The organism is Desulfoscipio geothermicus DSM 3669 (assembly GCF_900115975.1).
Taxonomy (GTDB): domain Bacteria; phylum Bacillota; class Desulfotomaculia; order Desulfotomaculales; family Desulfallaceae; genus Desulfoscipio; species Desulfoscipio geothermicus.
The window spans coordinates 1-22,413 of the sequence record NZ_FOYM01000022.1; the positions used below are offsets into that span (position 1 = coordinate 1).

Here is a 22,413-nt window from a genome sequence, read left to right on the forward strand (position 1 = left end):
CATAAATAGACATGATTTTTGTCAAAATAGCCATGGTATTTTTGGTAATTATTTCTTTATTTTTCATGATAGAGACGGCTTTTCGAACAGGCTCTAGAAGATGAAATTTCTAAGTTGGTAATTGGATTATATGACGAGACTTCTGGTTCACCACTACCTGAAATGAAAAATATTGCCAAAGAATGTCTTGATATATGGGATTTGATGTTTGAAAAGCAAATTGGGCCAATTAGATTCTTAAGTCAAAAACTGATGGAAAGGTGAAAAGTATTTTTAGAGTGATTTCATAGATGTAGGATGGCTTGCGCTATCTGCTGAGAAATACAATGATTCATAAATAGAATACAAAGAAAATTTATCTGATTCCTATATAAAACATTATACCCGCCAAGGCCCTTCTAGCATCAGGCGGCATCTTTTTTGTATCCTCAGGGCACGTTGAGTGCATAGTTCTGATAACTCGTAAAGAAAATCACCAAAGAACCACTATGTATATAGTGGTTTGAATCAGCATAAAACACTATATATACGATTTTAGAAGTGAAAAAATAGGGCCGTTTTTTCCCAAAAATTGATGATAAACCACTGATAAAAACTTGGTTATTTTAAATTTTGTAAAAAAGTAATATATCAACATTTATCGAACATTCTTGGTAATATGACACCGGTGCGGGAGAGTGGTTAATTAATACTTTTCCTGCACCGGTGTTTGTATAGATGGTCTGTCCCAGGATATATGTTTGACAAAAGTTAGATGCCGATCTTCCCTTTCATCAGAGACTTTGCGGCTTTTTCCTTTGTCTGAACGGTAGCCGGGCTTTAATCCTTCCAAGCCACCCCGGCGGTAGGCAAAAAGCCAGGCTTGCATGGTCTTGGGGTTATAGTTTTTCAGGCGCACCGTAAACCTATTCAGAGAGAAAGTACGCATGCTGGAGAGCAACACCCCGGCTTAATTGGAACGGGCCATCCAGGGATTGTAAAACGGAGGTATAGGGCAGGGGATTGCGCTGCACCGGTTTGAATAGCCCGAAAAACCTGCGGAATTATATGCTCGGATTCTGTAAGTATAGGTCATAAGCGGATACACGTTATAATCTGTATAATTAGTCAGGTTGGGAGTACTTAATACAGCAATGGTCTGAAAATGTTCGGTTCCGGTTTTACGCTCCAGCACGAAACCTAACTCGTTTGTTGACCGGTCTTTCCAGTTGAGATGGACTGCAAGTGGACGCCACGATGCCCGGCAGGTAAGGTCCGACGGCGCTTCGGGTAATTCAACGGGTTCAGGTGGTGTCACATCCAACCGGGTAGCCATCCCGCCGGGGAACTGGGTTACATTATAAAGGTGATGAAGGTCCCGGTCATGTAGATAATATTGTCCTTCGGCCTCAGCAGTAAAAATAAGGTCGTAAGTCTCTCCTGAAGCAATGGTGATTGTGTTTTTTAAATAAGTTGCATCAATGGAGCCCTGTCGGGGTTTTAAAGGCCAGCTGTCCACAGCCGCCACCCGGGCGGTAATGCCTTCGAGGCGGAAAGTGTGGTTTTGTGAGCCGGCATTTACGCATCTTAAAAGAACCTTTTGTCCGGTGGCAGCGTTAATTTTGGAACTCACCGGCTGGTTAACGAGGAAATCTGACTGATCGGGCAGCACGGTATGGGGAAATGAACGCCCGTTAATGACCCAGTGGTCCGGTTCAAAGCCCAGCATGTTGAATTGGTTGCCGGCCCCGATTTGGGCATTGAACCTGCTGTCCACTTCGCCCAGGATCAGCACCTTTTCCACGTCAAAGTAGGTACCGGTATTACTTCCGTAAGCGGTTTTATAATCCGGATGGACGGGATTATCTATACCCTTCGGGTGAATTACTATTGCTCCGTATAGCCCCATGGTCACCTGTTTTTCCGGACTTGTTCCGCTTTCATACAAAAACACTCCCGGGCGGGTGGCGGTAAAGGTGTAATTCACCGACCCGCCTGGGGCGGCGTGGGTATTATATGAAACGAAAATCCCATTATCCTTAACAGGTGACGGGATAGATTCCTGGCCCGGGAAAACCAATGATACAAACTCGCTAAGATTATTGTTTAGAGTAATTATTATTTCATCGCCAACCCTGGCCCTTATTTCAGGACCGGGAAATTGCGGCTCGCCGCCGGCTGTAGTGGCAAATCCCCAGAAAGGAACCTCCGCCTCGTCGGGAAATTTTATAGTCCCCTGTTTGGCCCATAAATTCAGGTTTATAAAACCCATCATTATATCTCCTTTCTGTTCAAACCGCTCAAGCACTAGTACGCTTCCGTAGGCAGCATACCCTGATGGGGTGCCAAAGTTCCGGAAGGGTAAACTGCTATCATGGTCATCATTCCGCCGGGGAAGGCACCCCAGTTGGTTATCTCGGGTTCCGCATGGGAGTGGAGCATCAAGTGATATTCCCCGGCCTGGTTATAGGAAACCACGTCGGGAGGAAGCTCTCCTTTTTGACCCAAATACGGGCTGCCGCTCCACATGGTCCACCCGAGGTGGCCAATGGCCATGTTCCGCAAATTGGGCAAAGTGGTGGGTATCGGGTTGGTCACCGGGTTATAACCTAAACCGGTCCAGGTATATATTTGGTCATAGGTCTGGCCCGCCCCCGTAAGGACGGTAAACCTTTTATATGACAGGTCGGTAGTACCTCCACCGTTTTGATTCCGTAATAACCTTCCGTCCAAACCCACTAACCGGGTATGGTTGCCGTGCGGGTGCAAGGGATGGTTTTCCACTCCGGCCCCGGCATAGCGTATGAGCACTTTTTCGCCGGGTTCCATCATGATCATGGAGCTGCAGGGTTGATTGGGCAAATGGGGGACGTTGTCGGGAAGCATGGTATCACCGGCGCACCGGCCGTTAATTGTCCAGTACCTGGGTTTATACGCCTCGTATGGCTGACCATATTCCACGGCCTGGTGAAAGTCGGGGTCTATCTCGCCGGTAATTAGTAGATATTCCCGGTTAAATTCGGTGTCGGTGCCCGCTCCGTAGGCAGTTTTATACTGGCTGTCATGGGGTGTGTAATCGCACGGCCGGACGATAATGGCCCCGTACAATCCCATTTGTAACTGTTTGAAGGGGTTTGTTCCGCTCTCATAGAGGAAAGTACCCGGGCTGGCGGCGGTAAAGGTATAGGTAATGGTTTCACCGGGCAGGGCATGGTTGGTCAAGGAAACCAGGATGTCGTTTTCATACTGGGGCTGAACCGGCTGTCCGTTTGCCTTTACATTTTCCTGCCCGGGAAAAAGCAGGGATACCGGCTCCTTGAGGTTGTTGGTCAAGTTAACGGTAACCACGGTTTCAGTTATGGGCGCCTCTTGCTTTACTATAATAGTGGGGCCGGGGAGCCGGGCAGAGCCTCCCTCTTGGTCGGTAAAACCCCAAATATATATGCTTTTGCCGTCCGGGGTGCTGATATAACCGTCCGTTGCCCACAAATTTACGGTAGGCATAGATTATTCCTCTCCTTTGGGTTATACTTATTAGGATTGGTTGGGCTCCGTCTGGGGCGGCAGTGTTCCGGGTTCAAAAATCTGCACTTCGGTGATCATTCCACCCGGCCCCATCCCGGCCAGGGTATTTTTAATTAAATTTCGGTTATACAAAGGTAAAGTGAGGGGATAAGTATCCTCTGCTTCGGGTGCGGTAAATATGGCGTCCGTAGACTGCCCCGGGGCTATATAAATGATGTTTTTGTTATAAAAAAGATCTTCCCCGTACAGACCCGCCGGGCGCATGGCATCCAATCCGACCACCTTCATTACGGCACCGAGCAGTTCGATGGCGTGCTGCTGAAAGCCCAGGTTAACAAAGCGCAGCAACACCTTTTCACCGGCGTGTGCCTTTATCAGTGCAGGCCATGGCTGCTGCCGCAATCTGCAAGCTGATGTTGATGCAATGGTATCCGGGTAAGAACGGCCGTTGATAAACCAGTAAGTTGGTTTATAATTCGTCCAATCCGGTTCCTGCACCGTGGCAACCAAATTGTGGATCGTACAATCCAGTTCGTGCAGGAAGATAAAGTACTCCCGGTCATATTCCGTTCCGGTGCCGTAACCGTACGCAGTTTTGTAATCCGGGTCTGCCGGGTCATAGTCCCGGGGCCGGACGACCAGCGGCCCCACCATGCCCATTTGGATATGTTCCACGGGCTCATGGTGACAGTGATACATATAGGTGCCGGGATCCAGGGGTTTGTAATGGAATACAAAATCCCTGCCTACGGGGACGGCCACGGATGCTTCCGGAACGCCGTCATAAATCGCCATCTGGTTTGGGAATCCGTGATAGTGTATGGTGTGCGGGTCATCCAGGTCCGGCCTGGTGGGAGTTCCCACGTTGGTTAGTGTAAGATATACCTCATCTCCCACTTGTAGTACCAGCGGTGGGGCCATAAGTTCGGCTTTGCCCCTGTAATTAAAGATTTCATTCTCCGGTACCCCGGTTATATTTACGAACCCGAAAATGTAATGACTTCGACCGTCGGGAGTGTCAACCCACCCGTCGGTGGCCGCCAGTCGTATATCCACTCTCATCCTGTTACCTCCTTTGGCCTGGTGATTCGTTGCCGGGACGGACCGGCAGGCGCACAGCCTCCCGGTCCGTCCCGGCAAACGGCGTTTAATTGCCGGTTTACTCCCGGTACTGATCCGCCCCGATGTCTATGCCGGGACCCCTGCTGTCTCCGTCAAAGTCATCCGTCGGGGTACTGTAGCCTTCAAAGGATCCGGTACCCCGGCCGATCACCGGAGAACCGCCGGTCAGATGATAATCCCCTTCGAGCTCCGGTACGGCGGTAACTATGATGACACTCTTAAAATCCGGCTGGGCGGCGAAGGTGGCGGCTCTTACAGTGGTATCGTACTGTTGTACAAAAGCCGGGTTAGCTACTAAATTATTGCCACCCCCCGGGTATTCTTCAGTCAGGCTGCAGTAATGGGGGCTAAATGTTCCGGACGTGCCGAAAACCTCCAGGTCCATCACTCCGCCTTCGGCCAACTGCAGGGTCTGCAAATCAAAATAATAAGCCCGGTTATCCCAGAAGATATTGTTAAACAGTACCGGATCGCTGAAATCAGGCGAACCCGGGGGCAAAACAGCCCGGAAGGCCGTGCTGTGAACTTCACTGACCAGACCGGCCCCGTGGGGCGACCGGTCGCTGTCTTCGGCCGTGGCGGTGGAAATATTTTTGGCAATGGTATTGTTATAAATAATTACATTTGAGGCGTCGTCAAGGGCTATACCGCCGCCCAGGTCTGTGGATACGTTATTGACGATCATGTTGTTGTAGATCTTAATTTCATAAGTGGTGGGCTGCAGCAGCCTGATGCCGCCGCCGTCGTCGTTGGCCAGGTTGCCCTGGATCAGATTGTTATAGATACTGACGCTGCCCGAGCCGGGGGAGAGTTCCCCGGGCGGCTTGGGTAGTTCCCCGCCTACCAGTATCCCGGCTCCTTCGTCAAAGGAAGCGTTAAAGAGTATACAGTTGTGATGGATGCTCCCGTTATGGCTCAGGCCGTAGTGGGAAATACCACCGCCGTATTCGGCGGAGTAGTTCCCGCAGATTTTATTATGATCAATTTCGTAATTATCCGCGCCGTTAAAAACACCTATTCCACCGGCCAGGTTAAGTCCGCCGTTATTCAGGATGCGGTTGTGATGTATCCTGATGTTCTCATTATGGTTGCTGCCCGCATAAGGTTTACCGATGGTAACGGCGCCGCCGAATCCCCCGGAATTACTTTGCATAATGTTATTGCTTATTTCCAGGTACCGGCAGTAAGCATTAACGTATATGCCTCCTGCACCGTTGCCCCTGGCGTTGATAATGCTAAAACCGTCAATTAGGGAGCTAAACTGCATGTCCAGATCCCCGTCTTTGGCCAGTACGGTCATTGCTTGGCCTTCGTAAATATCAGGGGTATCAATATAATCATAGTCAATGGTGCTTAAAAGGTTGCGCCATGGCGCAGGGTCCGTGAGGAAGAACCGGCCGTCGATGGTTGAACCCTCTACGGCTACCGGGTTTCCGTCCGGACCGTCGGGGTTAATGCCTCCGGGCCCCATTCCCTGCAGTTTCAACCTCTTGATCGGACCACCGGTTTGCCTGGAATATAATATGGGATTTTCGTAGTAAGTGCCCGGATGGACAACGATTAACGTTTCACCGGCGGCAGCATTGACTGCTTCCTGAATGGTGGCGTAATCCCCGGTGCCGTCCTGCTTAACATGCAACACCCTGGGGTTATAAACGCTGCCCAATACATGAATGGTAATCCCGGTGGGGCTTACCTCGCCGTTGTCACCGGTTACCAGCAATTGCCCCGTTCCACCCTGATCGGAGACAATGGACGGCAGTATTTTTACCGTGATGGATGTATTATTCCAAGCCAGCACCTCAACATGGCTGTCGTCGCCGTTTATAGTTACTCTCCCCCCGCCCTGTGCGGTACCGAAATCAAGCCCGGTCAGGGTTATGATTCTTTCTTGGCCCGTCACTACCACCCGGTCTACCCTGAATATTTGCGGTATACCGCGCTCCACATTGCACTGCGGGGGGCGGGCAAACTGTGACCCGCTGTGGGCAACAAAGGCGGTTATGGGGAATAACGCTACATCTGCATAAGTGGTTTTCCCCGGCCATACGTCAAACACCAGGTTTAGGGTCTGGTAATTGGGATTATAATTAAGGTTTGGTTGGCCGGGGTCACCGGGGTCGTTGCCTACAACCCGGTACATATGCGGGACTAACCCGGATGGGGTGGGTACGTTGGCGGTGTAGGTTGAGGGCAGCAGCACTTCAAAAATACCGTTTTTGTCCGAGTATACCGTGGTAATTAGTCTACCGTTGTAGTCCCTGATGCCGACGGGGGTATGGGGAATGCCTCTTTTATCGCCGTAAAAAATGAGATTGGGGTCGGTTTCAATATTTACATCGTCCGACAGTAAACCCAGGATCCTGCCGGGAATGGGGACATCCGTATACAGGAAGAAATCTGCCGCCGCGTTTTCCCCGTTTCCCAGGATTACCTCTTTCATGTTGCAAAGAGGCCGGTATTCACCGTCGTAGGGGCTCCGGGGGTCCTGCACCTTGTGCAGTTTTCCGGCGCAGGGGGGGGCGGGAATCCAGGCCCGGCTTTCGGGCACTGGTTTTGTTTCCGGACATACCGGTTCCCCGTTTTCCTCGAAGGGAAAATCAGTGTTCATAACATACCTGTCACCTTGGTCGGTGTTTACAGACTCCTCTGCTACCACCCTGTATAACGGCCTCGGGCCGCCGTCCGGAAGGGGGTTGTTATAGTCCGCCTGTGGGACTGCTTCAACGTAGTAGGTTCCGGCCGGCAGTGGTTCCGTCAGGTATTCGCCGGTGTCAGGATCAGTTACCGGCCGGTAATTTTCGTCAAGGATCCATTTTTCTTCAAAGGCATAACCTCCGTCAAATACTCCCGGCCTGACCTGGTTCCCCAGGCTGGGCTTTTCGATACACCGGGGGTCCTCCGGACCATAGGGAGGAACACAACCCGTGGGGTGGGTCCAGGCGTCCGTTTCAACGGTGTTGATCAGGATAAGGGTTCCATCGTCGTTTTTTTGATAAAGATTTACCGTTACTCCGGGTATACCGGGTTCGTAATCCTCTGCCGCGGCATAACGGGGATCAAATTCATTGCGCATGGTGGCGTAATAAACAATACCGGTTATACCCCCGTTTTCGCCCGGTTTATAAGTTCGCTTACCGAAATCTATATAGTTGGTACTGCCGGCCCAGGTTAATACGGCAGCAGTCAGCGCCCCGTCAAACACTTCGGGCACGGGGTAACGTCCTTCGGGATTGGCGGCAACTCCTGTTCGGGCTAAACGGGTAAAGCTCACCTCTGCCACAGTAAAACGTTCCAGTTCAAATACCTCGTTGAAATTGTAATTGCCTTCAGAATCAGTGATGGTTGCGTATTGAATTGAAGCATCTTTAAAACGCGTGAGCACCCCCGTGAAGGGAATACCTTTTTCACCGGGGTCGGGGATACCGTTTTCATTATTATCCATAAACACTTTTCCTTTAATCCAGCCGTACCAGCGGGGAATTGCTATTTGCCCCGGGTAATTCACCGGGTCATCTTCCACCACCACGTCCCAGGAACCGTTTGGGCCAGGTACTTGCACCGTGCGAAAAGAGATGATATAATCCAGGAATTCATCCCAAACGGCCATCTGGTACAAACCAGGAAGAACATTCTTAATGTAAAAAGAACCGTTCTCTTCTCCGCGGCCCAGGTAGACCTGCTGGTCGTTACCCCCGATATCAGTTAGGGCAATCCAGGGACGCTTTACCGGCTCTCCCATCAAAATTGGCACATTGGGAGCTTCAAACTCAAGAACCGTGCGCACTTGCCCCCGGATAAAGCCCCTGGTCTCTCCCGGTTGAGGGGCAGGAAACTCCATAGGCCGGACGAATCCGAACCATACCAACGGAAAACGGTAGAAGAACTCATCGACATAGCCGTCATTTCCTTCCTCCACCCAGGCGTCAATAACATGCGTTCCCTCAATGGTGGTGGTCTGTACCCAGTCCGTCCCGTCAGGCGGGATTGCCTGCACTCCGTATTTGCCCGGGGGAATGTTTTCCACCACGGCATAACCCTCTGCATCGCTCAATATAACTCCACCGGTATTGGGTATGGGAACAGGTTTGCCGTCGGCATCGAAAATAATATTTCCGTGGCCATCTTTCTGATATTGGGTTCCCAGTGGGTTTCCGAAATAATCTACGGTTAATTCACCCACCGCGTCTTCAATAATAATGCGGAATCCTTCCAGCCCTGTTTCGGAAGGCAGGTCCGGCTCCCCGTTGACCGGCTGGTTGTCGTGAAAAACAAAAGCCCGGATTTTACTTAGTGGAAGGGGGTGGGGGAGCAGTTCAACGACAACTTCCGCATCACTGCCGTCCACTGTGACCCAGTTACCGCCCAGCTTGTATCCCGGCGCCCTGGCGGACACAAGATAACTGCCGTCGGGCACGTAAACAACGGGGTTGGCGGAATCTCCCACGGTAACTACCGGGCTGTGGCTTGCCGGGGGGTTAATGGAAGGAATTTTGCTTTCATCAATTTGATCAGCAGGCACTCCTAATTGCGGGTCACCGATATTGTTCCGGTTAATAATAAACTTGAAATCATCAAGGGGAACCGGTGAACCGTTACTCCGGCGGCCGAAGACTTTAACCGTAAGAGCCCGTATTTCCGTTGCCGTACTGGATGTGGCAGGACGTTTACCTGAATCAATTGATGAAAATACGTCGCTGGCCATTTTTTACTAGCCTCCTTCAATGGGTTTAATACAATTTAGCCAAAAAAGTTTATCCTGGACTCCTGGCAATATGACACCGGTGTGGGAGAGTAGTTAATTAATACTCTTCCTGCACCGGTGTTTGTATAGATGGTCTGTCCCAGGATGTGTTTGACGGAAATTAGATGCCGATCTCCCCTTTTAATACAAGTATTAAGTATCTAGAATAAGAAAAATATCGTCAAAATCTACTTCGTTGTCATCCCCGGAAGCAACTGTAATGGTTACCACGACACCAAAGGGAGCCCCGAAGGGGAGTGGACCGCTGAATCCTTCATAAGATAACCAATCATCTTTACTCTTCTCTGGATTTGAGTCCGCCGGTATTTCAATAGTTATAATAGGTAACAAGGATCCCAAAGGAGTAACTGTGGCGGTTATATCTGTTGGTTTTTTTTCTTGTATTTTCATCCAAAATAAAAGTCTTAATGAACTTAAAGGCAAAATAGGCAGGAGGACGAACTGGCTGATTGATGCCGAACCCATGTTTGCTGTCAATTTTACAAACTCGGTCCCTGTGTGGGCTTTGTCACTACTGCTTGAAGACTCAACAGTTACGTCACCCGCACTGATCCAGGGCGGGAGCGATCCCGTTTCAAACCCCGGGTTTACTAAAAGTTGTATTTCCGGCATATTATCACCCTCTCTGGTTTTTGGAGAATTCTTTAACAGAACAGGTATTGGCTTAACAATAACTTGATACCCAAAAACCCCTCCTTTCTCCCGGAAAAAGAAAAATCTATATGGAATATGTTTCTGCTAATACAATATAATAACAGTACTGCAAAAGTGTGCATGTCCGGGGGCTTTTTATTCGTCTCCCAGCCCTTTATGTCTGAACATAAACCTGCCTCCGTACTTGTCATAGCCCAACTCTTCTCCAAACCGGTGCGGTACTACCAGTACAGCTTCCGATTGTGTCATATAGATAGCCTCCTTAACCTGATATCTCAGCCGCTATATTTTTAAGCCCCTAACCCTTCTTCGGTTCTTGGAAGGGTCAGCCCTGGAAAAACGGGATTCCCGACTGAATAGGGGGTGCCAGGGGTATTGGCGGTAGGGCTGCGGGTGTGACCGTTCCGGCAACCAGCGCCAGGTCGTCAACCAGTATCCCGCTCGTCCCGGTGGCGGGCTTTTCCAGGCGAATGACTACCTGGGCGGCCACTGCGCCGGCAGGCACTTCGCCGTATTCATCATAATAATTCCATCTCTTTCTAGAAAGGTTACGGCTCCTTATGTTAATAACCATGCCGGGCGGAATAACTGTACCCAATGCACTTAAGAAATTTACTTCAGATCTGACGCTGGATGAGCACTGAACATCCTCGCTGCGGTACTTCCTGGCCCGGAAGGAAAATCTGAGCGGAGTACCGGGGGTGATAAAGAAAACTATCTGTGATAACTCGGCAATTAAAGTCGGGTTTGCCAGCAGTAACGCCGATCTCATGCCGGAATGGGCAATCTCGCTGTTAATTGTAACGGTGCCCCGGGTTTGGAAGTTAAACAGCTCATTTTCAAATCCCCTGTTTAATAGAATCTGTTTGGCCATGAAATCACCTCTTTTTTTATCTCTTTCCTAACATATTCCATCGGCATATTCTTGGTCACAAAATATTTTATTATTTCCTGAATTTTCACTTGGCAAGCTGAAGTCCGCCAAATACAACCCGAGATAAGATTTAAGCCGGGCGACCCGGAATATGAAAAACTCAAACGGTTAATTCAAGAGTTTGGCTATATAGAGCCGATAAAGTCACTTGTATGTCAACAGTGTTTTTGTTAAATCAAGAAGGGAAATGGCTTGATTGATTGAGGCAAATTTGATAAAACAAGATATAAAGCAATAGAATTTATCAGGGAGAGGTTTTGCATGAGCATGAATGAACTGGCACGCCGGGTGAAGGATGCTTCCATAAAGCTGGCCGGGGCGGAAACGGAGCTGAAGAACAACGCCCTGGCGAAAATCGCTGATGCTTTACAGCAAAGAAAAGATGAAATCATCATGGCCAACCGGGAGGATTTGCAGAGAAGCGAGCAGGAACACCTCCCTGCACCCCTTTTAAAGAGGTTAAGATTTGACGAGGCCAAGATTATGGATGCCGTTGACGGGATAAAAAGCCTGATCAAACTGGAGGACCCCGTAGGCAAGACCTTATTGTCCACGGAACTGGACGAGGGGTTGGAATTATACAAGGTAACCTGCCCCATAGGGCTGATAGGGGTGATTTTTGAGTCCAGGCCGGATGCCCTGGTGCAGATTTCGACCCTTTGTTTGAAGAGCGGCAACGGTGTGTTGCTGAAAGGCGGCTCCGAAGCGAAAGAAACCAATCGCGTTCTGGCCGGTATTATCAGCGAGGCAGCGGAAGAGGCGGGCGTTCCCGCCAACTGGGTCAAGCTGTTGGAAACAAGGTCCGATGTTGACGAGATGCTTAAGATGGATGAGTATATCGACCTCATCATCCCCAGGGGATCCAATGAATTTGTCCGGTATATCATGGACAATTCCAGAATTCCCGTCATGGGACATGCGGACGGCATATGCCATTGTTATGTTGATGAGGATGCCGGCATTGACATGGCGGTGAAAATTGTTGTCGATTCCAAAACTCAATATGTGGCTGTTTGTAATGCCATGGAAACGCTGCTTGTGCATAATAAAATTGCCGCCAAGTTTTTGCCCGAGTTGAAAAAGGCGCTTGACGCCAAACAAGTTGAAATGGCGGGCTGCCCAAAAACTTTGGCTATAATTCCGGTTGCGCCGGCTGGTGAAGAGGAATGGAAAACCGAATACCTTGATTATAAACTTTCCATAAAAGTGGTGGAAAGTATTGATGAAGCCATTAGCCATATCAATACTTACGGTTCCGGCCATACCGACAGCATTATTACCGGGGATAAGGGAAAGGCGGTCCGGTTTATGAATTATGTGGATTCAGGCAATGTTTTTTGGAACTGTTCCACGCGTTTCAGCGACGGGTTCCGTTATGGGTTTGGAGCCGAGGTGGGAATCAGCACCAGTAAAGTCCATGCCAGGGGCCCGGTGGGTCTTGAGGGTTTGGTTATTTACAAATATAAATTAATTGGCAACGGCCATATAGTAGAAGACTACGCAAACCGGTCCAAAAACTTTAAACATAACAAAATGAATAAGAAATGTCCAATGTAAAACATGCCCGAAAGTTCTGGGCTGCCGGCGGTATTTTGCCGGCAGCCTTTGAACTTTTTCGGGATAAAACCAGCGATTACCTGGTAATTATTCTTCTTTGGAAAACTCATCCTTGCCCGCGCCGCAAACGGGGCAGACCCAGTCTTCCGGCAGTTTTTCAAAGGGGGTGTCCGGGGCGATGCCGTTTTCCGGGTCGCCTGTCGCCGGGTCGTAAACGTAGCCGCAAAGATTGCACACGTATTTGTCCATTTTCTCCATCCTTTCCGCTTTTTGGGGGGTATAGGTCGGGGCGGTTTGGGGCACGGTTCCCTTCTTAATCTGGTGGTAGTAGGCGTAGGTCATGGCAATACCTTCCTTCAGCACTTCCGCCCCGGTTACTTTGCCGATAAATATGTGGTGCGTTCCGGCATCCACTTCCTGGATCACTTCAGCTTCCATACAGGCCAGTACATGATCAGTTAAACAGGGTACCCCGGTAATACCCGGCTTATAATTGATACCCGCGAATTTATCCACCTGCCGGCCGCTCTTGAAGCCGAACCGGCCGATCAAAGAAAGCGGGGCTTCTTGGGCCAGTACGGACACGCCGAAGACTTTACTGTCCCTGATAAATTCACTGGTCAGGTTTTGCTTGTTGATACTGACGGCGACGGTGGTCGGGTCGTTGGATATCTGAAACACTGTGTTGGCCACCTGCCCGTTGATTTGGTCACCTTTCTTGGAGGTGACGATATACAGTCCGTAGCTGATTTTATGCAGGGCTTTGGGGTTCAAGTCAAAACCTCCTTGGTTGAACTACTTAGTAATTGGCGCACCAGAGTTCGTAATAACTCCGGGGATGGGCGCAGGCGGGACAGTTTTCCGGCGCGCTTTCGCCCTCGTGCAGGTAACCGCAGTTACGGCACTTCCAGATCACCTTTTCTTCCCGCTGGAAAACTTTATTTTGTTTGATGTTTTCCAGCAGGGCGTTAAAACGTCTTTCATGCCCGTCTTCCGCCCTGGCTATGGCTCGGAAAACGGCGGCGATTTCAGGAAAACCTTCCTCATCAGCCACTTTGGCAAACTCGGGGTACATGTCGGTGTGTTCGTGGTTTTCCCCCGCAGCGGAAGCCCGCAGGTTTTCCTCTGTGCTGCCGATTGTCCCGGCGGGGAATGAGGCGGTGATTTCCGCTTCTCCGCCCTGCAGGAACTTAAACAGTCGCTTGGCGTGTTCCTTTTCGTGGTCCGCCGTTTCCAGGAAAACAGCGGCTATTTGCTCGTAACCCTCTTTTTTGGCTACGCTTGCGAAGTAGGTGTAGCGGTTCCTGGCCTGGGATTCTCCCGCAAAAGCGGTCAGAATGTTTTTTTCTGTACGGGTACCTTTTAATTGCATAATAACCAGTGCTCCTTTCAATTCCCTGCAGGGTAATGCATACTCCGGCAGGGGATTTCATATTAGTTTTCCCTGGGGAATTTTGACCGGGCCACCTGGTGTTCCGGTCTGAACCGGTCTTTTTCCGCCAGGCATTCCGGGCACTCCCAGTCTTCCGGCAATTCTTCAAAGGAAGTGCCCGGGGCGATGCCGTTTTCCGGGTCGCCCGTCGCCGGGTCGTAAACGTAGCCGCAAAGCTCGCAAATCCACTTTTCCATCTCGAACTCCTTATTGTAAAATTAAGCTTTCCAGTGGCCGTGCAGGTTGCAATAAGTCCTGGCCGTAATGTTGTCCGCGTCAACGGTGAATACCGCCACCGGCTTGTCGCCGGGTTGGAGAAACTGCCGGTAAGTTTTATCGCCGGCAATTACTTCAATCCACTCGATGTAGTGTTTTTCCTCCATCGGGTGCTCTGCGCTGCCGACTTTCACCGTTACTTGCCCGGCGGCCTTTTCCACCACCGGAACGTGTTTTTCCCTGGCGGCATCCACCGTGTTTTCGGCCAGCAGTGCCATGGGCCGGTTGCAACATACCAGTTGCCCCTTTCCCCCGTGCAAAACTTCCACAATATTACCGCAAACATTACACTTGTAAACCTGTCTTAATTCAGCCATGTTAAAAGTCCTCCTTTATTTGTAATTTAAAATTTATACCGTACCGGCCCCGGTTATCCGGCCGGTATCAAATCTGTTCTCCCAGCTTTCTGCCTGCGGCCCTGACCGACTCCAGTTCCTCGTCACCGGGCAGGTATTGGATGTTGATAAAATCAAGTGGGGTTTCCCAGCCCATCTCTTTCATGACGGCAGCCACTTCTTTGGCACCCTGGCCGCCCCAACCGTAAGAACCGAAGGCCAGGCCGATGCGTTTTTTCGGTCGCAGGCCCTTGATATAGGTTAAAAATGCGCTGACGGTGGGCAGCATGCCGTTGTTTAAAGTGGGGGAGCCGATTAAGATAGCTCTGGCGGTTAACAGGTCGGTCATAATTTCGGAGATGTGGCTGGTCTGTAAAAACCTCATTGTAACCGGCACTCCCGCATCCTCCAGCCCGTCCCGGAGTGCCAGCGCGATCCTCTTGGTGGAATCCCACATGGTATCGTACACAATGAGCGCCTTTTTATCAGTTTCATTGCCGGCCCACCGGCGGTATACCGGCAAAATCTTTTGTATGTAAGAGCGCCAGATTACCCCGTGGCTGGGTGCGATCATGTCTATGTCCAACCGGCCCACGACATCCAGTGCCTTGTTCACGTTATCTCCGTAGGGGAGCACTATATTGGCGTAGTATGTGGCCGCCTCTTCATGAATGATATCCCAGCCCACCTCGTCGTCAAAACGCCCGTCGCCGGCTATATGCTGCCCGAAAGCATCGTTGGGCAAAAGAAGTTTATCCTGCGGGATGTAGGTGACCATGGAATCGGGCCAGTGAACCATCGGCACATGTACAAACTTCAAGGTCCGGGAACCAATCGACAGCTCTTCGCCCGACTTGACTGCCAAAAAATCCCAATCATCCTTTTTATAATACCTTTTCAGTCCTTTTTGGCCCTGCGGGGAGGTAACCAGTTTCGCTCCGGGGGCCAGTTCCATGATTTTGGGCACGCTGCCGGAGTGGTCCATCTCCACGTGGTTTGATACCAGGTAATCTATTTTTGACGGGTCCACAATTTTTTTGATTCTGCTCAGCATTTCATCAAACAGGTAATGCTTGACGGTATCCACCAGGGTAATTTTGTCATCCACAATAAGGTAGGCGTTATAGGTGGTGCCCCGCGGGGTTACATATCCGTGGAAGTAGCGCAGGTTCCAGTCGATGGCGCCAACCCAGTATATTCCAGGTTTGATTTCTACAGGTTTCAATTGCATTCCCCTTTCTTTGCGTCATAAGTTTATAATCAATTTAAATTTATATTAATTATATATTACTTGCTTGGTTTGTCAATATAAAATATCCAAGAAAATTATAAAATTTTTCAACGGTAATAAAAAAACGGTCGAAAAACCCGAAAAGGGACCGGCATCTTTTCAAAAAGCGAAAAAAGAGCCGGTCCCCTTTCGGGTAAATCATTTACAATGTTATTATACTTTTCCAGCAAAACATGTACCGCAGTGGCATCATCAAAGCCGTTTTCAAGTATTTGCAGGGAGCGAACGCGGCCATTCTCCCTTACTTTTAGTACCAAAGCATCCACCAATACGAACGGGTATTGTATTTTGCGCAGGTCACGGTTATTCCAGGCGCTTACCAGCGGGTCGAGTTTCTTGCACAAGTCGGAAGCGGTGGACTTGGGTACATGGAGTCGGGTGGTTTACTTTTGGGATTAAGGTAAAAAGGTTGGTGTAAATGATGAACCAAGTTGATAAATACATTGCTACTCTTGAGGGTACAAAGCAGGAGTGGGTATCGGAGCTGGTATGCTTTATGAGGGAAGTATACCAGGACATCCCTGAAACCTTTGATTATAAGATGCCTACATATAAAGGCGATGGCTTTTATATTGCCTTTGCCGCACGGAAAAATTATTTTTCCTTTTACACCAGTGATGTGAGAGTTTTATCTCTTATAAAGGAATTATCGCCAACTGCCCAAACTGGGCAAAGGTTGTGCAAAACTAAAATATACCGACCAAGCTGCGGTAGAGATATTGACCGACGTAATTAAAGAGATTGTCGATTATCATGAAGCACAGAAAAGTACTGCGGTTATTGATCTTGAGGCGGCGAAGAAGTGGGCTGAAATTTCACCCGACATAAGACGAAAGCTGATTAATAATGTTTTTTGCAGCAAGTGTGGTGTAACGGTCATAGTGGATTATGTTTTACATAACGACCGTTTCGGGATTGTGCTTAAAGGTAAATGCAAAAAGTGTGGCGGGGATGTGGCTTCCTCTATTTTTCGAACAACCCTCATGGTAGCATTTCCAACATATTTGTAAACAGTGGCTGATGTTACAAATTCAGCAGAGCAGGATTTTGGCATGTCTTTTTGCGTATCGGGCTGATAGCCAAAAGGTTCTAAAATAGTTTTTACCATCCGTCCCAGTGCTTGTTTTGTGAAATTATCAGTTAAATCAAAAGTAGGTGATGGGAGATTTTTATAGTAATTTTCTACTTCTTGAATGCAGGCAGATAAAGCAGGTTTGTCTGCTTCGGTTGCGTCTATCATTGCGATAATGTTATCGTCCTTTGATAGGATGTTTTCAAAAATATGGATTGCTTCCGGATTGCCGTCATATTTTTTACAGTTTGGGTTTTGGGCAATAAAATCCCTAAATGATGCTTTCACAGGATATCCCTCCTTATCCTAAGTCCCTTCATCGTTGCTGTTGTATTTTACGAAGAATATTGCTATAATAATAACAGCAAAAGGGAAAGGAGATTTATTATGCCTAACATTAAGCCGATTTCCGATTTAAGGAATTACAATGAAGTGTTGCGCAGCATAGAGGAGGGTTCACCAGTCTTTTTAACAAAAAATGGCCGTGGCCGCTATGTGGTTATGGATATGCAGGAATATGAAAAAATGCAGGCAAAATTAAAATTGCTTACTGAACTTGCTAAAGGTGAAAAGGCAGGGCAGGAAAATAGATGGCTAACCATTGATGAACTAGAAGCATCCCTGGGGGTAACGAATGGTTAATCTTAAAATCTCGCCCAAAGCGCAAAAGGATATGCTGGAGACAAAAGAATATATATCTCCGAGGAATTAGGTAATCCTACAGCAGCAACGAATGTGCTTGCTAAAATCACCAAACGATTTTGGGGATGTTGCAGAGGAAGAAGACAACTGATTATCAAATATAAGATTTTGATTGGTAAGAGCATCGCTTAGACGGTGCTTTTTTTATGCTTTTTTTCAGGAGGAACGAGCATGAAACTATCGATATTATCAAGATTTTTTCAACCAAGAGCAGGTCCTAACGACAGGCGGGACAGTCCCATAAGTAACAAGCTTAAGGCATTCCTTCTGGGAGAGGATATCGGTACAGGTATGGCTTCTATTGCAGGTGTCAGGGTAAATGAGGAAACCGCAATGCGCGTAACTGGCGTTTATGCCTGTGTCTGAGTCGATTGCCGAGACGGTGGCCAGCCTGCCCCTGCCCTTGTACAGGAGGCTTGACCGGGGCAAGGAAAAGGTCACAGCCCACCCTTTGTATTCCATACTCCACGATATGCCCAATCCGGAGATGACCAGCTTTACCTTCCGGGAGGTGCTAATGACCCAGCTTTTATTGTGGGGAAACGCTTATGCGCAGATAGTACGAGGGAAGGGCGGACAGGTGCTAGAACTGTGGCCACTTTCGCCTGTATTTGTCAACTGAAAACTTTTAGGTTACCATAAACACTTTCGGGTTAAATTTTGGAATAAATAAAACCCAGAGAAAGATTTTAGAGCTATAAAAAAGATGAATACGAAAACTTATCATTTTCATGCACTCAAGGCATGTTGAGACAGTAGTTTGCTTGCAAAGAAAATACGGCTAACCCTACCTTTATCGTGCTTCAATCGTCCTCCGAACAGGGGGTATAAAAGCGATAATGTACCTTATCGATAAGACAAACAACCGCCTTTCAAAGATAGAAGAAAAAACCTTTCCTGAACTTACGGATGTAAGTATGCATTAATTTACTAGGCCACATTGGTGTAGTATAATAAGAATACTATAAGAATAAAATAATACTACGCAAAAGGAGTGGTCATAGATGATTAATATAAAGCCATCGGCTGCAATTCGAAAAAACTACAACGAGATTTCCGAGCTGTGCAAGAAGTCCGGACAGCCTGTGTACCTGACCAAAAACGGTGAGGGAGATTTGGTGGTGATGGATATTGAAGCCTTTACAAGACGCGAAAGCATGCTGCGCCTCAGAGAAAATTTAGTCGCTGCTGAGGAAAGCCGGTTAATCGGCAAAAGTGGTTATTCCATTGATGAGGTATCCTCCATGATGAAAGCAGCCGTTAAGGAGGTGTTGGATGGACAGCGAGGGTAAAATATATAAAGTGATTATCTCCGATGAGGCGGCGCAGATGCTGGTATCTCACTCCCGCTTTCTGGCCCGGGTTAGTGAAAAAGCTGCATTAGATCTCATAGCCGAGTTTAGCGAGAAAGCAAAATCTCTGGAGGAATTTCCAGAGCGAAACCCTTGGCTATCCGATCCTTTCATCCCTGCCGGTAAGTATAGAAAGCTCCTTATAGGCAAACGGTATCTACTCATTTATCAGATAAAAGGCGATACCGTTTATGTGGATTATGTGGTGGACTGCAGGCAGGATTACGGCTGGCTGTTGTAAGAAGCATATTAAAACCAAATCGGAAATTAGCGCAAGATCATATGCCGCCGCAGAAATGTGGCGGCTTTTCTGCGTTTTACGAAGGTGAAACGTGCGCGTTGTTCCCGGACAACCTACGCAGAAATGCGTAACAAAACCGGGCAAACCAACTCGGTTTGAACCTCATGCCCAATCTGACAGCTGAAATGCTGTCCGCCAGGGAATACCGGCCCTGGTTGAAAGACCTGATACTCCGGCGTGCAAAGGTCACCTTGTAGTTGAGGAAGCGGCAGAAACCGCTCAAATCCTCGGTAATAGAGTAGAGAAGATTACAGATGTAGGGGTTGCGGGAATCCATAGATTATTTGCAGCATTAGATATTATAAGAGGTGCAAAGGTTATAATCGTGGTTGCAGGAATGGAAGGCGCTTTAGCCAGTGTTATCGGTGGACTTGTCGATAAGCCCATTATAGCTGTCCCCACCAGTGTGGGCTATGGGGCAAATTTTAATGGACTTGCAGCACTGCTGACAATGTTAAACAGCTGTGCCAGCGGCGTAAGTGTTGTAAATATAGATAATGGATTTGGTGCAGGTTATAATGCAAGCATCATAAATAACTTGTAGGGGTTTGTCGCATGCCCGAAATTTTGTTTGTAACATTGGTTGGCATTCCGGTAGTTTTAGCCCTGGTGGCAGAAGCTTCGTTTTTTGCAAATTTACAGTTCAATAAAGATGTTAACAAAGAAGTAGGACAGTTTTTCAGCGGTATGGAGAGTAAGCGTGATATTATTCAAAGAAATGATCTTGAGGGACTGCCGCCGGTGGTGCAAAAATGGCTGGAACGGTCCCGGGTGGTGGGCAAGGAAAGAATAGAGGCAGTACGCTTAAAGCAAAAGGTATCCATGAGGATCAAAGAGGAAGGACCCTGGATGCCCGCCGCCGGGGAGGTTACCTGGAAACTGGAAACAGGGGACTGCGACTGGTACCGGTTTGAGATTAAAGAAATCGAATATAATAAGCCGGCCGGTTGCCGGTGAAAGCCGGTGCGTGCGGGTTGGCTCTTTGCATGTGACAAATTCGGCAAAATAGCTTGATTGCTTAAGACAAATTTGATAAAAATAAGAATTTAAGCTATTATTAGGATACCCAAGAAATTTTAATAAATTGTACTGAACGGTATTAAAACCGAAAGGGGACCGTAACCTTTTGCAAAAACAAAAAAGGTTACGGTCCCCTTTTCGGCAAATCAATTATCAATGTATTTATTTGCAGGATTTGGTACTGTTGCACGGGGTTTCGCCCCATTCATCGGTCATATGTAATTTGCTGACAAACTCATCACAGGGCCTGCTGGTGGTTTCCACAGGTTTGTGGTTTTTTTCACACACTGCGGCTTCAATTTTTTTCCATTGCTTGAAGTGCAGGCAGTCCTTACAAAGCATTGTTTTACACCTCTACTCCCGTTTTTAAAATAATACCCAACTCCCCACAAACATTATAATTAAAAACAACCAGTAATACCAGTAAAAGTTTGAGAGTTTAAATGGGCGTTCCAACAGGGGCATAAAAAAAGCCCTGAAAAAATTCCAGGGCCAAGTCTAAATGAGGAGGCATAATAACTGCGGTATTATAGCCATGATAACATGCGGCTGAAGAGGTTCTCAATATAAAAAATATGCCAATGATGCTAACTGACCATCTGGGCGGTAGTGGGTTTTTTGTTGGTTTTGGTCCAAATATTCATTCGGGTTGCTTCTTTTATTAAGTCCTCGCGGAACTTGGGATGGGCCAGCTCAATCAGGGCTTCAGCCCGCTCCCAGGTGGATTTGCTTTTCATGTTGGCCAGGCCGTATTCCGTGACAATATACATTACCGTGGAGCGGGTGGTTGTGACTATGGTGCCCGGGCTCAGCGTAGGAGTTATACGTGAATGCAATTCACCGTCCTTATCGGTATAAGTAGAGGGCAGGCAGAGGAAAGCCTTGCCGCCTTTGGAAAGGTAAGCTCCCTCGACAAAGTCCACCTGGCCGCCGGTGCCGCTAATTTGGCGGGTGCCGGCTGATTCCGCGGCAACTTGTCCATAAAGGTCCACTTCCAGAGCGCCGTTTATGGACATGACTTTGTCATTATGCGCAATAATATGCGGGTAGTTGGTGTAGTCTACCGGGTAAGAAGCTACCCCCGGGTTGTTATGCACAAAATCATAAAGTTTTTGACTGCCCAGTGCAAAGGTGAACACCATTTTTTCCGGGTCAATATTTTTGCGCTTTCCGGTTAACTTGCCGGCCTCCCACATATCCAGGTAGGCATCGCACAGCATCTCGGTATGGGCGCCCAGGTCTTTGAGGTCGGATTGGGCGATCAGTTTTCCCAGGGCATTAGGCATGCCCCCGATGCCCAATTGAATGCAGGATCCGTCTTCCAGTTCATCCAAGATCAGCCGGGCTATTTTTTGGTCCACTTCGCTGATGGGGATTTCAGGAATGGGCGAAACATTCCAGTCCGCTTCCACAATCATGTCAACTTCTGAAATGTGAATACACTCACCGTAACCGCCGGGTACCCGGGGCATCTTGTGGTTAACTTCCACAATAATTTTCTTGGCTATTTTAGAAATAGCCTTATGGAATGTATTGGATAAGCCAAAGTTAAAGTAACCGTGCTCATCCATGGGAGCCACGGCAACCATCATGACGTCACCTTTCGCGTATTTAATATAACTGGGACATTCCCGGAAAAGTATGGGTACATAGTAACAGAGCCCGTAATCGTGCATCCTGCGGTCAATCAAGGTAAAGTGACCGCTGTTGAAAATAAAGCTTTCTTTTTGCGGGTCGGATAACACGGCCATGGGCGGCCCATAAACCCGCGCGGCAGAGCGAATGTTCACATTTTGCAACTCTCCTTTGCGTTTGGCCAGGGCTTTATCAAGTTCCACCACCTGGTTGGCAAAAAAACCGTAATCCACCCAGTCACCTGACTTTATCACTTTCACCGCCTCATCGGCGGTGCAGAGCTTGGACCGGTATTCTGCGCTGTATTGCATGCTGACTCCTCCCCGATAAAAAATTCTAATTTTTTTTACATATTCACAAAAAGCAAGAATAATGCCAAATGCAAAATAACCTAAAAATACAGCAAATTTCAATTCTCTGAAAATTATAATCAGACTGCGGGGGATGGGAAGGTGTCCGCA

The 22,413-nt window shown here is 48.3% G+C and carries 23 protein-coding genes and 3 pseudogenes; 10 read left to right on the plus strand and 16 right to left on the minus strand.

Features of this window, described 5'->3' with window-relative positions; genetic code table 11:
• Positions 1-685: 685 nt before the first annotated feature.
• The 7 genes from BM299_RS20040 to BM299_RS12890 form a co-directional block, all read right to left on the minus strand.
• Entirely contained in the window at positions 686-928 is a 243-nt protein-coding gene (locus BM299_RS20040) for a helix-turn-helix domain-containing protein (protein ID WP_092484962.1), read from the minus strand.
• 21 nt (positions 929-949) lie between these two features.
• A complete protein-coding gene (locus BM299_RS12865; protein ID WP_092485144.1) occupies positions 950-2,251 on the minus strand; it encodes a multicopper oxidase domain-containing protein in 1,302 nt (433 codons plus the stop codon).
• A 35-nt stretch (positions 2,252-2,286) separates the two neighbouring features.
• Positions 2,287-3,483 (minus strand): multicopper oxidase domain-containing protein, encoded by a 1,197-nt coding sequence (locus BM299_RS12870; protein WP_092484965.1) that lies wholly within the window; start codon positions 3,481-3,483, stop codon positions 2,287-2,289.
• A gap of 30 nt (positions 3,484-3,513) precedes the next feature.
• Positions 3,514-4,566 (minus strand): multicopper oxidase domain-containing protein, encoded by a 1,053-nt coding sequence (locus BM299_RS12875; protein WP_092484968.1) that lies wholly within the window; start codon positions 4,564-4,566, stop codon positions 3,514-3,516.
• 97 nt (positions 4,567-4,663) lie between these two features.
• A complete protein-coding gene (locus tag BM299_RS12880) occupies positions 4,664-9,331 on the minus strand; it encodes an SdrD B-like domain-containing protein (protein ID WP_092484971.1) in 4,668 nt (1,555 codons plus the stop codon).
• Between the two features lie 192 nt (positions 9,332-9,523).
• A complete protein-coding gene (locus tag BM299_RS12885; protein WP_092484974.1) occupies positions 9,524-10,003 on the minus strand; it encodes a hypothetical protein in 480 nt (159 codons plus the stop codon).
• A 367-nt stretch (positions 10,004-10,370) separates the two neighbouring features.
• Positions 10,371-10,919, minus strand: a complete 549-nt coding sequence (locus BM299_RS12890) for a hypothetical protein (protein WP_092484977.1) — start codon at positions 10,917-10,919, stop codon at positions 10,371-10,373.
• A gap of 64 nt (positions 10,920-10,983) precedes the next feature.
• Between BM299_RS12890 and BM299_RS20045 the strand changes: the two are divergent.
• Positions 10,984-11,120 (plus strand): annotated as a pseudogene (locus BM299_RS20045) (ParB N-terminal domain-containing protein); the annotation flags it as partial.
• 120 nt (positions 11,121-11,240) lie between these two features.
• Positions 11,241-12,536 carry a glutamate-5-semialdehyde dehydrogenase gene (locus BM299_RS12895; RefSeq protein ID WP_092484980.1) on the plus strand — a complete coding sequence of 432 codons (1,296 nt, stop codon included), beginning with the start codon at positions 11,241-11,243 and terminating at the stop codon, positions 12,534-12,536.
• A gap of 87 nt (positions 12,537-12,623) precedes the next feature.
• Here the strand turns inward: BM299_RS12895 and rd (BM299_RS12900) are convergent, their stop codons facing one another.
• From rd (BM299_RS12900) to BM299_RS12925, 6 genes and pseudogenes are all read right to left on the minus strand, one after another.
• A complete protein-coding gene (gene rd / locus BM299_RS12900; RefSeq protein WP_092484983.1) occupies positions 12,624-13,310 on the minus strand; it encodes a rubredoxin in 687 nt (228 codons plus the stop codon).
• Positions 13,311-13,335: 25 nt separating this feature from the next.
• Complete coding sequence (gene rbr, locus BM299_RS12905; RefSeq protein ID WP_281246380.1) at positions 13,336-13,908, minus strand: rubrerythrin; 573 nt, start codon at positions 13,906-13,908, stop codon at positions 13,336-13,338.
• A gap of 62 nt (positions 13,909-13,970) precedes the next feature.
• A complete protein-coding gene (gene rd / locus BM299_RS12910; RefSeq protein ID WP_092484985.1) occupies positions 13,971-14,165 on the minus strand; it encodes a rubredoxin in 195 nt (64 codons plus the stop codon).
• Between the two features lie 21 nt (positions 14,166-14,186).
• Positions 14,187-14,561, minus strand: a complete 375-nt coding sequence (locus tag BM299_RS12915; protein WP_092484988.1) for a desulfoferrodoxin — start codon at positions 14,559-14,561, stop codon at positions 14,187-14,189.
• A 67-nt stretch (positions 14,562-14,628) separates the two neighbouring features.
• Positions 14,629-15,804 (minus strand): FprA family A-type flavoprotein, encoded by a 1,176-nt coding sequence (locus BM299_RS12920; protein ID WP_207545183.1) that lies wholly within the window; start codon positions 15,802-15,804, stop codon positions 14,629-14,631.
• Between the two features lie 272 nt (positions 15,805-16,076).
• A pseudogene (locus BM299_RS12925) lies at positions 16,077-16,232 on the minus strand (transposase); the annotation flags it as partial.
• A gap of 59 nt (positions 16,233-16,291) precedes the next feature.
• Here BM299_RS12925 and BM299_RS12930 point away from each other — a divergent pair.
• Positions 16,292-16,606, plus strand: a complete 315-nt coding sequence (locus BM299_RS12930; RefSeq protein WP_131820645.1) for a DUF1801 domain-containing protein — start codon at positions 16,292-16,294, stop codon at positions 16,604-16,606.
• A gap of 150 nt (positions 16,607-16,756) precedes the next feature.
• Here BM299_RS12930 and BM299_RS12940 read toward each other — a convergent pair whose 3' ends face one another.
• On the minus strand, positions 16,757-17,230 hold the full coding sequence (locus tag BM299_RS12940) for a hypothetical protein (RefSeq protein WP_207545184.1): 474 nt from the start codon (positions 17,228-17,230) through the stop codon (positions 16,757-16,759).
• Positions 17,231-17,329: 99 nt separating this feature from the next.
• Here BM299_RS12940 and BM299_RS12945 point away from each other — a divergent pair, with 99 nt between their 5' ends.
• The 7 genes and pseudogenes from BM299_RS12945 (at position 17,330) to BM299_RS12975 (ending at position 20,254) form a co-directional block, all read left to right on the plus strand.
• On the plus strand, positions 17,330-17,584 hold the full coding sequence (locus BM299_RS12945) for a type II toxin-antitoxin system prevent-host-death family antitoxin (protein ID WP_092484997.1): 255 nt from the start codon (positions 17,330-17,332) through the stop codon (positions 17,582-17,584).
• Positions 17,585-17,815: 231 nt separating this feature from the next.
• Positions 17,816-18,010 (plus strand): hypothetical protein, encoded by a 195-nt coding sequence (locus tag BM299_RS20560; protein ID WP_483863695.1) that lies wholly within the window; start codon positions 17,816-17,818, stop codon positions 18,008-18,010.
• Positions 18,003-18,266 (plus strand): phage portal protein, encoded by a 264-nt coding sequence (locus BM299_RS20565; RefSeq protein WP_483863696.1) that lies wholly within the window; start codon positions 18,003-18,005, stop codon positions 18,264-18,266. Before BM299_RS20560 ends, BM299_RS20565 begins: the two co-directional genes overlap by 8 nt.
• Before the next feature lie 382 nt (positions 18,267-18,648).
• Entirely contained in the window at positions 18,649-18,936 is a 288-nt protein-coding gene (locus tag BM299_RS12960; protein WP_092485000.1) for a type II toxin-antitoxin system Phd/YefM family antitoxin, read from the plus strand.
• Positions 18,920-19,237, plus strand: a complete 318-nt coding sequence (locus BM299_RS12965) for a type II toxin-antitoxin system RelE/ParE family toxin (protein WP_092485002.1) — start codon at positions 18,920-18,922, stop codon at positions 19,235-19,237. The genes BM299_RS12960 and BM299_RS12965 overlap by 17 nt, the downstream gene beginning before the upstream one ends.
• Before the next feature lie 253 nt (positions 19,238-19,490).
• Positions 19,491-19,841: pseudogene (gene larB, locus BM299_RS12970) on the plus strand (nickel pincer cofactor biosynthesis protein LarB); the annotation flags it as partial.
• Positions 19,842-19,852: 11 nt separating this feature from the next.
• On the plus strand, positions 19,853-20,254 hold the full coding sequence (locus BM299_RS12975) for a DUF6920 family protein (RefSeq protein ID WP_092485005.1): 402 nt from the start codon (positions 19,853-19,855) through the stop codon (positions 20,252-20,254).
• A gap of 225 nt (positions 20,255-20,479) precedes the next feature.
• Here BM299_RS12975 and BM299_RS12980 read toward each other — a convergent pair whose 3' ends face one another.
• Complete coding sequence (locus BM299_RS12980) at positions 20,480-20,659, minus strand: hypothetical protein (RefSeq protein WP_092485008.1); 180 nt, start codon at positions 20,657-20,659, stop codon at positions 20,480-20,482.
• Positions 20,660-20,904: 245 nt separating this feature from the next.
• Positions 20,905-22,263, minus strand: coding sequence for an acetyl-CoA hydrolase/transferase family protein (locus tag BM299_RS12985; protein WP_092485011.1), 1,359 nt, complete (start codon positions 22,261-22,263; stop codon positions 20,905-20,907).
• Positions 22,264-22,413: the final 150 nt, after the last annotated feature.